We start from the raw sequence: 13,783 nt of genomic DNA, 5'->3' as shown, positions 1-13,783 counted from the left end.
TCACGCGTGGCAGGACGGATCAACGACGAGGACGTGAAGGCGGTACGGGACGCGGTCCCGATCGACGCCGTGGTGTCCGAGTACCTCCAGCTGCGAAGCGCGGGCGGCGGCAACCTCAAGGGCCTGTGCCCGTTCCACGACGAGAAGTCTCCCTCCTTCCAGGTCAGCCCCGCCAAGGGCCTGTTCCACTGCTTCGGCTGCCAGGAGGGCGGCGACACCATCACGTTCGTGATGAAGATCGACCACCTCACCTTCTCGGAGGCGGTCGAGCGCCTGGCCGGCCAGGCGGGCATCACCCTGCGCTACGAGGAGGGCGGGTACAACCCCTCCCACCAGCGCGGCGAGCGGATCCGCCTGGTCGAGGCCCACAAGATCGCCGCCGAGTGGTACGCGGAACAGCTCGCGACGAGCCCGGAGGCCGACACCGGCCGTCAGTTCCTCGCCGAGCGCGGCTTCGACCAGGCCGCCGCCGAGCACTTCTCCGTCGGCTACAGCCCCCAGGGCTGGGACCACCTCACGCGCTACCTGCGCGGCAAGGGCTTCACCGACAAGGAGCTGCTGCTCTCCGGGCTCTCCCAGGAGGGCCGCCGCGGCCCCATCGACCGCTTCCGCGGCCGCCTGATGTGGCCCATCCGCGACATCGGCGGCGACGTCGTCGGCTTCGGCGCCCGCAAGCTCTACGAGGCGGACAACGGCCCCAAGTACCTCAACACGCCCGACACGGCGATCTACCGCAAGTCCCAGGTGCTCTACGGCATCGACCTCGCGAAGAAGGACATCGCCAAGGCGTCCCGCGCGGTCGTCGTCGAGGGCTACACCGACGTCATGGCCTGCCACCTCGCCGGTGTGACGACCGCCATCGCCACCTGCGGCACCGCCTTCGGCGGCGACCACATCAAGATCCTCCGCCGGCTGCTCATGGACAACGGCTCGGCCCGCGTCATCTTCACCTTCGACGGCGACGCCGCCGGCCAGAAGGCCGCCCTGCGTGCCTTCGAGGACGACCAGAAGTTCGCCGCCGAGACGTACATCGCCATCGCCCCCGACGGCATGGACCCCTGCGACCTGCGCCTCGCCAAGGGCGACGAGGCCGTCGCCGACCTGGTCGAACCCCGCACCCCGCTCTTCGAGTTCGCCCTGCGCCAGATCGTCGGCCGCTACGACCTCGACACCCCGGCCGGCCGCGCCGCCGCCCTGGACGAGGCCGCCCCGATCGTCGCCCGCATCAAGAACAGCGGCGCCCAGCACGAGGTCGCCGTGCAGCTCGCCGGCATGCTCGGCATCCTCGACACCCAGTTCGTGGTCAAGCGCGTGGCCCAACTCGCCCGCTGGGCCCGCGACCGCGGCGGCAAAGGCCCCGCCCCCGACCGGCACACCTCCCAGCAGTACACCGCCGCCCAGCCGCCCGCCGCCCCCCGCGGCCCGGCCCTGAACCTCCGCAACCCCGTCTACGCCACCGAACGCGAGCTGCTCAAACTCGCCCTGCAGCGCCCCGAGCTGGTCTCCCCGGCCTTCGACGCGTACGGCATCGACGAGTTCACCGCCCCGCCCTACGCCGCCGTACGCCAGGCCATCCTGGACGCGGGCGGCGCCGCACTGGGCGTCGCGGACCCCCAGGACTACCTGGTCCGGGTCCGCGAGGCCGCCCCCGACGACGCGGTCCGCGCGATGGTCACGGAACTGGCCGTCGAGGCGATCATGCTGCACAAGGGCGTGAAGGGCGTCGACGAGAACTACGCGGGCGCCCAGCTGGTCACGGTCCGCCGCCGGGCCGTGGAGCGCCGCATCCGTGACATCACCGGGCAGCTCACCCGCCTGGGCACCCACGGCGACCCGGCCCAGTTGGCCGCCGTCCAGAACGAGCTGTGGGTGCTCCAGCAGTACGACCAGGCCCTGCGCGAGCACGGCGCCGCCGCGCTCTGACGTCGCTCAGTCCTCCTCGAAGGCCGGTGCCACCGCCCGCACCAGCCGCTCGGCGACGCCCGCTCGTCGTCCCGGAACTGCGGATACTCGGTGACGAAGTGGTTCCACTCCACGTACCCGGCCGACCGTCCGCCCGCAGCCGCGCCGCCACCTCCCGCACCCGCGCCGCCTCGTCGGCGGCTGGTCCCGCATCCGGCCTCTGGCCAGCACGATGTGCGTGAGCTTGAACCCGTCCGCGGCCGCCCAGCGGACCTGCCGCGCCGACTCATCGGGCCGGAGCAGCGGACCGTCACGTGCGACTCCTACAGATCGGCGGACATCGGCCGGTCGTCGCAGACCAGTGGCGGGTGAGGCGTCCGGGTTCCTGACGAGGGGCGAGCGCGCGGTCACGGACCGGAAGCAAAAAGTCACCGCACGCCCCTCGTGGCGACGATGTGTCTTCCCCCACACTGGGTTCCGGTGCCTGAGTCCTCGGAGCGCGGCCGGTCCGTCACCGACGGGTCCCAGATCCCCGCGGTTCCGCTCATCGCGTACGGGACGGAAAGCGGCAAGGCCGTCGACTCCGCCCCCGAAGTACCGCTGCCGCCCCCCCTGGCAGCGATCATCCTGGAGGTCGCCCCCGTGCAGACCCGGACCCTCACCCAGACCGACGTCCGCGGTGCCCTCGGTGCCGTCGGCGCGGCGCCGGAAGCGGAGACCGACGCCCGGTCCGCGGTCCCGGCGCAGAGCCGCGTCGCGCACCACCCGGAGCCGGAGACGGAGGCGGAGCCGGAGGAGCCGCCCGCCGAGGTCATCGCGACGGCCGAGGCCGTCGAACCGCCCCCGGCCCGTGCCGACACCGGCGCCGGCCCCTCCTCGGACCTGTTCCGCCAGTACCTGCGGGAGATCGGCCGCATCCCCCTGCTGACCGCGGCCGAGGAGGTCGAACTCGCCCGCCGCGTCGAGGCCGGGCTCTTCGCCGAGGAGAAACTGGGCAACACCCCTGACCTGGACAGCCGGTTGGCACTGGATCTGGACCGGCTCGTCGTCATGGGGCGGATGGCCAAGCGCCGCCTCATCGAGGCCAACCTGCGCCTCGTCGTCTCCGTCGCCAAGCGCTACGTCGGCCGCGGCCTGACCATGCTCGACCTCGTCCAGGAGGGCAACCTCGGACTCATCCGCGCCGTCGAGAAGTTCGACTACGCCCGCGGCTACAAGTTCTCCACGTACGCGACCTGGTGGATCCGCCAGGCCATGTCCCGAGCCCTGGCCGACCAGGCCCGCACGATACGGGTCCCGGTGCACGTCGTGGAGCTCATCAACCGGGTCGTCCGGGTCCAGCGCCGCATGCTCCAGGAGCGCGGCTACGAGCCGACGGCCGAGGAGGTCGCGGCCCACCTGGACCTGCCGCCCGAGCGGGTCGGCGAGGTGCTGCGCCTCGCCCAGGAGCCGGTGTCGCTGCACGCGCCCGTGGGCGAGGAGGACGACGTCGCCCTCGGCGACCTCATCGAGGACGGCGACGCGACCTCGCCGGTGGAGTCGGCCGCGTTCCTGCTGCTCAAGGAGCACCTGGTAGTGGTGTTGTCGACGCTGGGCGAGCGGGAGCGGAAGGTGGTCCAGCTGCGCTACGGCCTGGCGGACGGCCGCCCCCGCACCCTGGAGGAGATCGGCCGCATCTTCGGCGTGACCCGGGAGCGGATACGGCAGATCGAGTCCAAGACCCTCAACAAGCTGCGGGACCATGCCTTCGCGGACCAGCTGAGGGGCTATCTGGACTGATGCCGTCCGCAGGCCGGCGCCCTCAGGGGCGCGGGGAACTGCGAGACCGTCCCCCCACCGGCCCGCAGCCCCCCGCGACCTCACTCGGCACCCCGGACCGCGACTCAGTCCACCTCGGCCACCGCCTGCGCGAACTGCGCCTTGTACAGCCGCGCGTAAGCCCCGCCGGCCGCCAGCAGCTCGTTGTGCGCGCCCTGCTCCACGATCGAGCCGTCCTCCATGACGAGGATCGTGTCCGCGTCCCGGATCGTGGAGAGCCGGTGCGCGATGACGAACGAGGTCCGCCCGTGCGCCAGTTTGGCCATCGCCTTCTGGATGAGCACCTCCGTGCGCGTGTCGACCGAGCTCGTCGCCTCGTCCAGCACCAGGATCACCGGGTCGGACAGGAACGCCCGGGCGATGGTGACGAGCTGCTTCTCACCGGCGCTGACGCCCGTGCCCTCGTCGTCGATCACGGTGTCGTACCCGTCCGGCAGCGTCCGGATGAACCGGTCCGCGTGCGCGGCCCGGGCCGCCTCCTCGATCTCCCCGCGGGTCACCTTCCGGGACGCCCCGTAGGCGATGTTCTCCGCGATCGTGCCGCCGAACAGCCAGGTGTCCTGCAGCACCATGCCGATGCCGGCCCGCAGTTCGTCCCGCGACATCCGGGCGATGTCCACGCCGTCGAGGGTGATGCGCCCGCCGGTGACCTCGTAGAACCGCATGAGCAGGTTGACCAGGGTCGTCTTGCCCGCGCCGGTCGGGCCGACGATGGCCACCGTCTGCCCCGGCTCGACCTTCAGCGACAGGTCCTCGATGAGCGGCTTGTCGGGGTCGTAGCGGAACGACACGTGCTCCAGCGCCACCTGCCCGCGCAGCCGCTCGGGCCGTACGCCCGGCACCGGGTCGGCGCCCTGCTCCTCGGCGTCGAGCAGTTCGAAGACCCGCTCCGCCGAGGCCACACCCGACTGCACCAGGTTCGCCATGGACGCGACCTGCGTCAGCGGCATGGAGAACTGCCGCGAGTACTGGATGAACGCCTGCACGTCACCGATGGACAGCGAGCCGGAGGCGACCCGCAGCCCGCCGACGACCGCGACGAGCACGTAGTTGAGGTTCGACACGAACATCATCAGCGGCTGCATGACCCCGCTGTTGAACTGCGCCCGGAACTCCGCCTCGTACAGCGCGTCGTTCTGCTCGGCGAACTGCTCGGCCGACTCGTCCTGGCGCCCGAACACCTTCACCAGGGTGTGCCCGGTGTACATCTCCTCGATGTGGGCGTTGAGCGTGCCCGTGGTGCGCCACTGCTGCACGAAGTGCGGCTGCGACCGCTTGCCCACGCGCGTGGCCACCACGAAAGACAGCGGCACCGTCACCAGCGCGACCAGCGCCAGGATCCAGGAGACGTAGAACATCATCGCGAGCACGCCGATGATCGTCAGCACCGAGTTGATGAGCTGCCCCATCGACTGCTGCAGCGTCTGCCCGATGTTGTCGATGTCGTTCGTCGCCCGCGAGAGCACCTCACCGCGCTGGCGCTTGTCGAAGTACGACAGCGGCAGCCGCGACAGCTTGGTCTGCACGTCCTCGCGCAGCCGGAACATCGTCCGGTTCACGGCCCGGTTCACCAGCCGTGTCGCCACCGCCATCAACAGCCCGGCCACCGTGAACACGCCCAGCGCGAGCAGCAGCACGTGCCCGACGGCCGTGAAGTCGATGCCCTCGCCCGGGGTGAAGTCGGTGCTGCGCAGCATGTCGGCGGCATCACCGTCCCCGCGCTGCCGCATCTGCTCCAGGACCTGCTCCTTGCTGGCCCCCTCGGGCATGTCCCGTCCGACGATGCCCGCGAAGACCAGGTCGGTGGCCTTGCCGAGGATCTTCGGCCCGACGACGTTGAGGCCGACGCTGAGCACCACGCACAGCAGCAGCACCCAGATGGTCCCGCGCTCGGGCCGGAACCGGGCGACGAGCCGTTTGCCCGATCCCTTGAAGTCCAGCGAGCGCTGGTCGGGGCCGCCCCCGGCCATCATCCGCCCCATGGGCCCCGCCATCAGGCCGCCTCCGCTTCCGTGAGCTGGGAGAGCACGATCTCCCGGTAGGTCTCGTTGTCCGCCATCAGCTCGTGGTGCCGCCCGGTGCCGACGACCCGGCCCTCGTCGAGGACGACGATCCGGTCGGCGTCCCGGATGGTCGCCACCCGCTGGGCGACGATCACGACGGTCGCCTCGGCGGTCTCCTGCGCCAGGGCGGCCCGCAGCGCGGCGTCCGTGGCGTAGTCGAGCGCGGAGAAGGAGTCGTCGAAGAGGTAGATCTCCGGGCGCTGCACCAGCGTCCGGGCGATCGCGAGCCGCTGCCGCTGACCGCCGGAGACGTTGGTCCCGCCCTGCGCGATGGGGGAGTCGAGCCCGCCCTCCAGCCGCTCCACGAACTCCCTGGCCTGCGCCACCTCCAGCGCGTGCCACAGTTCCTCGTCGGTGGCGTCGGGATTGCCGTAGCGCAGGTTGGTCGCCACCGTGCCCGCGAACAGGTACGGCTTCTGCGGCACCAGCCCGACGGTCCGCGCCAGCAATCGCGGGTCGATCTCCGCCACCTCGACCCCGTCGACGAGCACCTGCCCCTCGGTCGCGTCGAACAGCCGCGGCACCAGCCCCAGCAGGGTCGACTTGCCGCTGCCGGTGGAGCCGATGACGGCGGTCGTCTCGCCCGGCCGGGCCACCAGGTCCACGGCCCGCAGCACCGGCTCCTCGGCACCCGGATAGCGGAAGCCCGCCCCGCGCAGCTCCAGATGCCCGTGCCGGCGCAGCTCGCGCACCGGTGCCGCCGGCGGCACCACGCTGGAGGAGGTGTCCAGCACCTCCTGGATGCGCTCGGCGCACACCTCCGCGCGCGGCACCATCATGAACATGAAGGTGGCCATCATCACGGACATCACGATCTGCATCAGGTAGGCGAGGAACGCGGTCAGGTCACCGATCTGCATCCCGCCGCTGTCGATGCGGTGCGCGCCGAACCACACCACGGCGATCGACGACAGGTTCACCACCGTCATCACGATCGGGAACATCAGCGCGAGCAGGTTGCCGGTGCCCAGCGCGACATCGGTGAGGTCGGCGTTGGCCTTGCGGAAGCGCTGCTGCTCGTACTCGTCCCGGACGAAGGCCCGGATCACGCGGTTGCCGGTGATCTGCTCGCGCAGCACCCGGTTGACCGTGTCCAGGCGCTCCTGCATCGACCGGAACAGCGGCCGCAGCCGCCGCACGATCAGCGTCACGCAGATGCCCAGCACCGGCACGACCGCCACCAGCACGCCCGACAACGGCACGTCCAGGCCCAGCGCCAGCACGATGCCGCCGACGCACATGATGGGCGCCGACACCATCAGCGTGAACGTCATCAGCGCGAGCATCTGCACCTGCTGGACGTCGTTGGTCGTCCGCGTGATCAGCGATGGCGCCCCGAAGTGACCCACCTCACGCGCGGAGAACGACTGCACCCGGTCGAACACGGCCGCCCGCACGTCCCGTCCGAGCGCCGACGCCGTACGGGCGCCGTAGTAGACGGCGCCGATGTTGCACACGACCTGGATCAGGGAGATGCCGATCATCAGGGCGCCGTAGCCCATGATGTAGCCGGTGTCACCGTTGACGACGCCCTGGTCGATGATGTCCGCGTTGAGTGTGGGCAGGTAGAGCGTGGCGCAGGTCTGCAGGAACTGCAGCAGCACCAGCAGGACGATGGGTCTCTTGTAGGGCCTGAGGTAGGTCCGCAGAAGTCGTATGAGCACGCTGCTTCTCTCGGGGTGGTCGACGGGGCGGTTGGTTGCCCCTGGCCCCTATCGTCGAACACTCCACCCGCGTTACCTCAACCGAATTAACCCAACAGGCGGTCAAGCCGTCAGAAGGCCCCGGGGTGCGCCTGCTCCCGCACCGACACGAACTGCTGCCGCACCGCCTGCCCCACGGCCAGCTCCTCCCCGGGCTCCAGCACCTGCGCGACCGCGCCCTGCCACAGCGGCGGCATGCGGGTGTCGAGGGTGCCCTGCGACACCCCGAGCGCCCAGGCCGCCTGCCGGGCGGCGCCGATCGCCGCGTAGTCCGCGGGCTGCGGCACGACGACCTGCGTCCCGAACAGCATGGGTGCCGCGGCCTGCACGGCGGGCAGCTCGGCGGCCGGTCCGAGCAGGAAGACCCGCCGCACCTCCACGCCCCGGCCGCGCAGCACGTCCAGCGCGTCCGCGAGCCCGCACAGCATGCCCTCGAACGCGGCCCGCGCCAGGTGCTCCGCCTTCATCGACTCCCGCCTCAGCCCCGCCAGGGTCCCGGCGACGTGGGGCAGGTTCGGCGTCCGCTCGCCCTCCAGATAGGGCAGCAGCACCAGCCCGTGCGCCCCCGGCGTCGACTTCATCGCCAGGTCGGACAGGCTCTCCAGATCGGGCAGCCCCAGCAGTTCCGCGGTCCCGCGCAGCGTCCGCACGGCGTTCAGCGTGGTGACGACGGGCAGGTGCATGCCGGTCGCGTCGGCGAGCGCGGTGATCATCCCCGAGCCGTCGACCAGCGCCTCGGGGTGCACGGCCATCACGGACCCGGACGCCCCGAGCGAGACGACCGCGTCCCCGAGGCCGATGCCCAGACCGAACGCCGCGGCCATGGTCTCGCCCGTGCCCACGGAGATCAGCAGCCCCTCCGGCGTGGTCCCGGCCGCGTCCGCCGGGCCGATCACCTCCGGCAGCATCGCCTGGTGCCCGAGCGCCAGCTCGACCAGGTCGGTGCGGTAGGTGCCGGTGGCGGCCGACCAGTAGCCGGTGCCGGACGCCCCGCCCCGGTCGGTCGTCCTCCTGACGGGCCGGCCCAGCAGCTGCCAGACCAGCCAGTCGTGCGCCTGCAGCAGGATCGCCGTGCGCTGCGCGTTCTCCGGCTCGGTCCGCGCCAGCCAGCGCAGCTTCGTCACCGGCTGCGGGGCCTGCGGAACACAGCCCACGGCCTGCGCCCACGCCTCGCGCCCCCCGAGCGCGTCGACCAGATCGGCCGCGGCGACCTGGGTGCGCTTGTCGCCGCCGACCATCGCCGGGCGCACGGTGTTGCCCTGCGCGTCCAGTGGCACGAGCGCGTTCTGCTGCGCGGAGACGCCGATCGCCTGCACGCCCTCCAGCAGCCCGCCGCCCGCGGCCTCGCCCAGGGACAGCAGCCAGGCCTGCGGGTCGACGTCGGACGGCCGGCCGCCGTCGGGGCTCTCCACCGGATGGGGCGCATACCCCTGCCTGAGCACGGCTCCGGTGTCCCCGTCGCAGACGACGATGCGAGTGAAATCGGGTGAACTGTCCAACCCGGCGACTATCCCCATGGCCAAAATTCTGCCGTACGGCTGCGCCGGGCTGGGCCATGGGCGCCGTAGGGGTCAGTGCCGGGTGGGGACTGCGGGTCTCGTCGTGGCCGGTCGCGCAGTTCCCCGCGCCCCTGAGGGCGGGGCCGCACCGGCCTCAGGAAGAACCGCTCAGGTATTGCTCGTGCCCCAGTCGTCCTGGCCGCCGTTGTGGGTGGCGCGCTCCTTGAGCTGGCGGACGCGGTCGGCGACCGAGTCCGGGACGCGGTCGCCGACCTTGTCGCTGACCACGTGGTAGGCCTTGCCCGCGAACTCGCGCCCCTGCTGGGCCGCCGACTCCGCGGTGTTGCGGACGGCGGGGTTCTGCGCGAACTGCCGGGCTGACTTCTTCAGCTGTTCGTAGCGCTCGCGTCCGGCCCTCGTGCCCAGCACGTAACCCAGGACGACTCCGGCGACGAACGTGAGCCGGTAACGCATGGCTGCCACCCTTCTCTTGCGTGAGTCTCCGGTGCGGCGTCGGCGCCGGGGAGTACCGATTGGCGGAGCACCCCCCTGCTTGCGCTAATGTATGTGTCGCAGCGAGCGCGCGCCCCCTGGCGAATACCCAGGTAGGTACGTTCGATGCAACGAGACCTTCCTCGGTAGCTCAATTGGCAGAGCAGCCGGCTGTTAACCGGCAGGTTACTGGTTCGAGTCCAGTCCGGGGAGCTCGGTCCTCCGTAGCTCAATTGGCAGAGCAGCCGGCTGTTAACCGGCAGGTTACTGGTTCGAGTCCAGTCGGGGGAGCACGGTGAACGAGGGCCCCTCAGGGGTCCTTTTTCATGTCCGGTGGAACCGTCCGGCCCGGGGCGGAGTCATCAAGGTCACGAACGCCGTGGCCGAGCCGACCATCCGAAGCAGGAGATCGTATGAGCGGCTATGCTGCGGCAGACGGCGCGCACACGTGTACGCGACACGCCGTTATGGGGCGGTAGCTCAGCCGGTTAGAGCAGCGGACTCATAATCCGTCGGCCGTGGGTTCGAGTCCCACCCGCCCCACTGCGCGCTTCCCGCGCAGAACCGTTTCCAGCCGTCGCTCAGGCGGTGGCGGCCGTGTCGATGCGCCGGATCAGGTCCTCGGCCGTCAGGCCGCCCGGTTCCCGGCGCAGCAGCACACTCTCCCGCGCGGCGGCCACCAGGGCCGCGTTCACCGGCGTGGGCACGCCGTGCGCACGGCCGAGCAGGACGATCTCGCCGTTGAGGTAGTCCGTCTCGATCGAGCCCGCGCCCCGCGCCAGGCTCTGCCAGGTCGAGCTGCGTGTGGGCTCGCCGGGGAGCGGCTGCACGTCGACCGTGCCGCTGCGCAGCTCGGTGATCTCCGCCCCGCTCGCGTACGCGATGCCCGCGGCGTCCAGGACGGCGGTGCCCTCGGCCTTCGCCCGGGCGATCAGGTCCCCGGCGGCGGCGTCCGCGGCGGAGCCGCACACGGCCTCGACGGCGTTGGCGAGGTTGCCGAGGAGCTTGCCGTACTTCCAGCGCATCACGTCCGTCACCACCGGGGCCAGGAAGCAGGACTTCTCCAGGTCCTCGGCGATACGCCGGGCCTTGTCGTCCGCGCCCGTCCCGTACCGGCCGAGGACCAGGGCGCCGGTGTACGGGCCGCAGGGCGCCACGACCTCACCCGGGGTCAGATGACTGCTGGGCAGGACGACGCACATGCCGTACACCTCGCCGAAGCGGCGCAGGGCCAGGCGCTCGTTCTCCACGCCGTTCTGCGCGCACACCACGGGCAGGCGCTCGCCCGCCGTGCCGCCGCCCGCCACCGGCCGTGCGGCCCAGGCGTCCAGGGCGGCCACGCTGTCCTGGGTCTTCACCGCGAGGAGGAGCACGTCGTCCTCGCGCAGTTCGACGTCCTCAGGGCCGGACGCGACGGGCACGTCGAGGGTGAGCGTGCCGGTGGGGACCGTGAGCCGCAGCCCCTCGGCGCGCAGCGCGTCGGCGTGCGCGCCGCGGGCGACCAGGACGACCGGCCGGCCGCTCCCGTGCAGCCGGCCCCCCATCGAACCGCCGACCGCTCCCGACCCGATGACGATGTAGCGCATGTGGCTCCCGGCTCCCCGCTGGTTCGGTCCGCTGTCAGTCGGAGGCGCGCGGCCTCCTGATCGTCGGCCCCGGTCAGCGCGTAACTCGCCACGTGGACAACGGACTTCTGCCCTCCCCGGCACGCCGTGCCCACCGTACCCCCCAGGCGTTCCAGCGTGCCCGCCGATGCACCGCCAACGCCGCCCGTGGGTACGGCCCTCGCCGGACTCGAGCCGGACCGTACAGTCGGCCTCCGACGGAGGTGCCATCTTGAAGGGGCCGTTGAGCGATCCGTGACCGGGACACCTCGACCCCCAGACAGAGGAAGCAATGGACGACGGTCATGGACACCGGCATCCGCCCGCTGCGGAACTCGCCGCGCGTCGCGGGTCCCGCCTACACCGTGCGGTGCGAGCCCGGCGACAACCTGATGCTGCACGCCGCCATCTACCGGGCCGAACCGGGTGCGGTCAAATCCCGACCCCCGGCACCAGGAAGAATATCGGCGCGCTCGGTGAACCGGCCCGGGTCGGCGGGGTGCTGGTCCACCCCGGCGACATCGCGGTCGCCGACGAGGAGGGCATCGTCGTCACCCCCGCCGCCCGCCAGGAGGAGATCCTCACGGCGGCCCGCGCGAAGCTGGCCGACGAGACCGAGGAATCCCTCGACGCATGGGAGGCCGACGACCGTGCCCGCATCGACGAGGCGCTGAGCGAGGGCGGGTTCACCGGCTGACCCGGCTCCCCCGGGGGCCTCGCGGCAGCGGCGGTGCGCGGTTGCCCAGGGGCAGCCCTCGGGGGGCCGGTGGTCGTCGTCGCCGGCCGCCGGAGTTCCGGCTGCGGGCCGGGCCGGCGGGGCGGGACGGTGTGACACCGCCTGCCCCGCCGGTGGGCGAGGCGCCTACAGGGACAGCGGGTTCGGGCTCTCGGCGCCCAGGCGGCGCTGGCGGTGGGTGTAGGCCGTGACGGCCTGCCACAGGTGACGGCGGTCGGTGTCGGGCCACAGCCCGGGCGTGAAGTGCAGCTCCGCGTAGGCCGAGTGCCAGGGCAGGAAGTTGGACGTGCGCTGCTCGTTGCCGGTGCGCCAGAGCAGGTCCACGTCGGGCATGTCCGGGTGGGGCAGATGGCGGGCGAAGTCCTCGTCCGTGATCCGGTCGGGGTCCAGCTGCCCCGCCCGCGCCCGGCGGGCCAGCGCGGCCGCGGTACGGGTGATCTCGTCCCGGCCGCCGTAGTCGACGCACATCGTCAGTGTCAGCCCGGTCCGGTCGCGTGTGGTGCGCTCGCGCAGGTGCAGCAGATCGGTGAGGTCGGGGGGCAGCCGCCCGGCGCGGCCGTGCCAGCGCATGTGGACGTCGAGGTCCTGGAAGGGGTTCTCGGCCACCTCGTCGCGCAGCAGGCCCAGGATCGCGTCGACCTCCTCCGTGTCGCGGCTCCAGTTCTCGGTGGAGAACGTGTACAGCGTCAGGTGCCGCAGCCCCAGTTCCAAGGCGCCGTGCACCACCTCGCGCACCGCCCGTGCCCCGGCCCGGTGTCCCTCGTACCGGGGCAGGCCGCGCTGCTGCGCCCAGCGGCCGTTGCCGTCCATGATCACGGCGACGTGCGTGGGGAGGTGGGCGGCCGGGATGGCGGGGGGCCGCTCGCCGCTCGGGTGCGGGGGCGGGCGGCGGAAGGCTCGGGCGGCGGCCGGCCGGAGGGGCGCGGGGACCGGCTGCGGGTCGCCCGGCGACCGGGACGGCGGCAGCGTGAGGGGGGTCAGGGACCAGGCCAGGGCCGCGCGGGCGCGGGCCGGGGCGAGGATGCGGGCCCGGGTGCGCAGTGCGGGGCGGGGCCGGGTGCGCAGCAGGGCCGGGCCGGCGGCGTCGACGGCGTCGAGCTGGGCGTGCAGCAGGGCGGCCATCGTGTGCAGGACGGTCGCGGGGCCGGGGTGCATGCCGCGGGTGAGGGTCTCCTGGCCGACCCACCGGCGGGCCAGGCCCGTCAGGTCGGTGACCAGGGCCGACACGGCCGGGCTCCAGCGCAGCCGGGCCAGGTCGTCCGCCGAGCCCGGGTGCCTGTCGAGGGCCTCCTCGGGCAGCAGGAGGTCGCCCTGAACCAGGTCGGCGGACAGGTCGGTGAGGATGTCCGTGAGCCGGACGCCGTCGAGGAACTCCTCGTAGGACTCCCGGGTGTCCAGGCGCAGGGCCACGGGGACGCCCGCGCGGTCGAGGACCGCGCGGACCTGGGCGAACCAGGGCAGCAGGTTCTCCCGGCCCCAGGCACGCCACTCGGCCCAGTCGGCGAAGCGCCGGCCGTCGGTGTCGTCCCGGACCTGGGTCATGGCGGCCTGCAGTTCGGACAGGTCCAGGCGCCAGCGCCCGGCGGTGTCGACCAGGGCGTGGCGGATCGGGTCCGGGCTGGAGCCGGTGGGCAGTTCCCGGTGCAGGGCGGCGATCCACGCCTCCACGCGGGCGGCCCGTTCGGCGGCCGGGGCGGTGCGGTCGTCGCCGAGGTCGTCCAGGGCGTTGGCCGCGGCCCACAGGGCGTGCAGCGCCGGGCGCAGGGGGGCGGGGACCAGCTGGATGAGTGCGTACTCCGCCGGGTCCTGGGTCCTCGTCCGGCGTCGGCACAGTCGGTAGGCGGCCCGCAGGGCCGGGTCGGCAGGCGCATCGCTCACACCGAGGACATTACGTCCCGCCCGTACGGTGGTCCGAGCACCCGGGGCGGGGCCGCGCCGTACGGTGTCCGCCGCCGGGACCACGGCC

Annotated in this window: 8 protein-coding genes, 3 tRNA genes and 1 pseudogene; 6 read left to right on the top strand and 6 right to left on the bottom strand. The window is 72.5% G+C overall.

The features are described from left to right. The first annotated feature begins 6 nt into the window (after positions 1-6). Together dnaG and ABTZ58_RS10805 are read left to right on the top strand one after the other, a co-directional pair. On the top strand, positions 7-1,923 hold the full coding sequence (dnaG, locus tag ABTZ58_RS10810; protein ID WP_351353386.1) for a DNA primase: 1,917 nt from the start codon (positions 7-9) through the stop codon (positions 1,921-1,923). A gap of 459 nt (positions 1,924-2,382) precedes the next feature. After that, entirely contained in the window at positions 2,383-3,681 is a 1,299-nt protein-coding gene (locus ABTZ58_RS10805) for an RNA polymerase sigma factor (protein ID WP_351353383.1), read from the top strand. Between the two features lie 104 nt (positions 3,682-3,785). Here ABTZ58_RS10805 and ABTZ58_RS10800 read toward each other — a convergent pair whose 3' ends face one another. The 4 genes from ABTZ58_RS10800 to ABTZ58_RS10785 form a co-directional block, all read right to left on the bottom strand. Next, complete coding sequence (locus tag ABTZ58_RS10800) at positions 3,786-5,714, bottom strand: ABC transporter ATP-binding protein (protein ID WP_351353380.1); 1,929 nt, start codon at positions 5,712-5,714, stop codon at positions 3,786-3,788. Next, entirely contained in the window at positions 5,714-7,447 is a 1,734-nt protein-coding gene (locus tag ABTZ58_RS10795; RefSeq protein ID WP_351353378.1) for an ABC transporter ATP-binding protein, read from the bottom strand. The genes ABTZ58_RS10800 and ABTZ58_RS10795 overlap by 1 nt, the downstream gene beginning before the upstream one ends. A 110-nt stretch (positions 7,448-7,557) precedes the next feature. Continuing rightward, positions 7,558-9,003, bottom strand: a complete 1,446-nt coding sequence (locus ABTZ58_RS10790; protein WP_351353375.1) for an FGGY family carbohydrate kinase — start codon at positions 9,001-9,003, stop codon at positions 7,558-7,560. A gap of 150 nt (positions 9,004-9,153) precedes the next feature. Further along, positions 9,154-9,459 carry a YtxH domain-containing protein gene (locus ABTZ58_RS10785; protein WP_309093461.1) on the bottom strand — a complete coding sequence of 102 codons (306 nt, stop codon included), beginning with the start codon at positions 9,457-9,459 and terminating at the stop codon, positions 9,154-9,156. Between the two features lie 158 nt (positions 9,460-9,617). On the opposite strand from ABTZ58_RS10785, the gene ABTZ58_RS10780 reads away from it, so the two are divergent. The 3 genes from ABTZ58_RS10780 to ABTZ58_RS10770 all read left to right on the top strand — a co-directional run bounded on the left by ABTZ58_RS10780 (position 9,618) and on the right by ABTZ58_RS10770 (position 10,020). Beyond that, positions 9,618-9,690: transfer RNA gene (locus ABTZ58_RS10780), tRNA-Asn, on the top strand. Positions 9,691-9,695: 5 nt separating this feature from the next. Continuing rightward, a tRNA-Asn gene (locus tag ABTZ58_RS10775) sits at positions 9,696-9,768 on the top strand. A 178-nt stretch (positions 9,769-9,946) separates the two neighbouring features. Further along, a tRNA-Ile gene (locus tag ABTZ58_RS10770) sits at positions 9,947-10,020 on the top strand. A 38-nt stretch (positions 10,021-10,058) separates the two neighbouring features. Here ABTZ58_RS10770 and ABTZ58_RS10765 read toward each other — a convergent pair. Continuing rightward, positions 10,059-11,063: a ketopantoate reductase family protein gene (locus tag ABTZ58_RS10765; protein WP_351353372.1), complete on the bottom strand. Its 1,005-nt coding sequence runs from the start codon at positions 11,061-11,063 to the stop codon at positions 10,059-10,061. Between the two features lie 269 nt (positions 11,064-11,332). On the opposite strand from ABTZ58_RS10765, the pseudogene ABTZ58_RS10760 reads away from it, so the two are divergent. Beyond that, positions 11,333-11,778 (top strand): annotated as a pseudogene (locus tag ABTZ58_RS10760) (RraA family protein). A gap of 165 nt (positions 11,779-11,943) precedes the next feature. Here the strand turns inward: ABTZ58_RS10760 and uppS are convergent. Further along, positions 11,944-13,695, bottom strand: a complete 1,752-nt coding sequence (uppS, locus tag ABTZ58_RS10755; protein ID WP_351353369.1) for a polyprenyl diphosphate synthase — start codon at positions 13,693-13,695, stop codon at positions 11,944-11,946. Positions 13,696-13,783 lie beyond the last annotated feature (88 nt).

Source organism: Streptomyces sp. NPDC094143 (genome assembly GCF_040303825.1).
Taxonomy (GTDB): domain Bacteria; phylum Actinomycetota; class Actinomycetes; order Streptomycetales; family Streptomycetaceae; genus Streptomyces.
This window is presented reverse-complemented; position numbering and strand designations above follow the sequence as displayed.

Excerpts from the sequence above, each read along its gene's own strand:
- ABTZ58_RS10790 (WP_351353375.1), bottom strand. The coding sequence starts at position 9,003 with ATGGGGATAGTCGCCGGGTTGGACAGTTCACCCGATTTCACTCGCATC.
- ABTZ58_RS10765 (WP_351353372.1), bottom strand. The coding sequence starts at position 11,063 with ATGCGCTACATCGTCATCGGGTCGGGAGCGGTCGGCGGTTCGATGGGG.
- ABTZ58_RS10800 (WP_351353380.1), bottom strand. The coding sequence starts at position 5,714 with ATGGCGGGGCCCATGGGGCGGATGATGGCCGGGGGCGGCCCCGACCAG.
- ABTZ58_RS10785 (WP_309093461.1), bottom strand. The coding sequence starts at position 9,459 with ATGCGTTACCGGCTCACGTTCGTCGCCGGAGTCGTCCTGGGTTACGTG.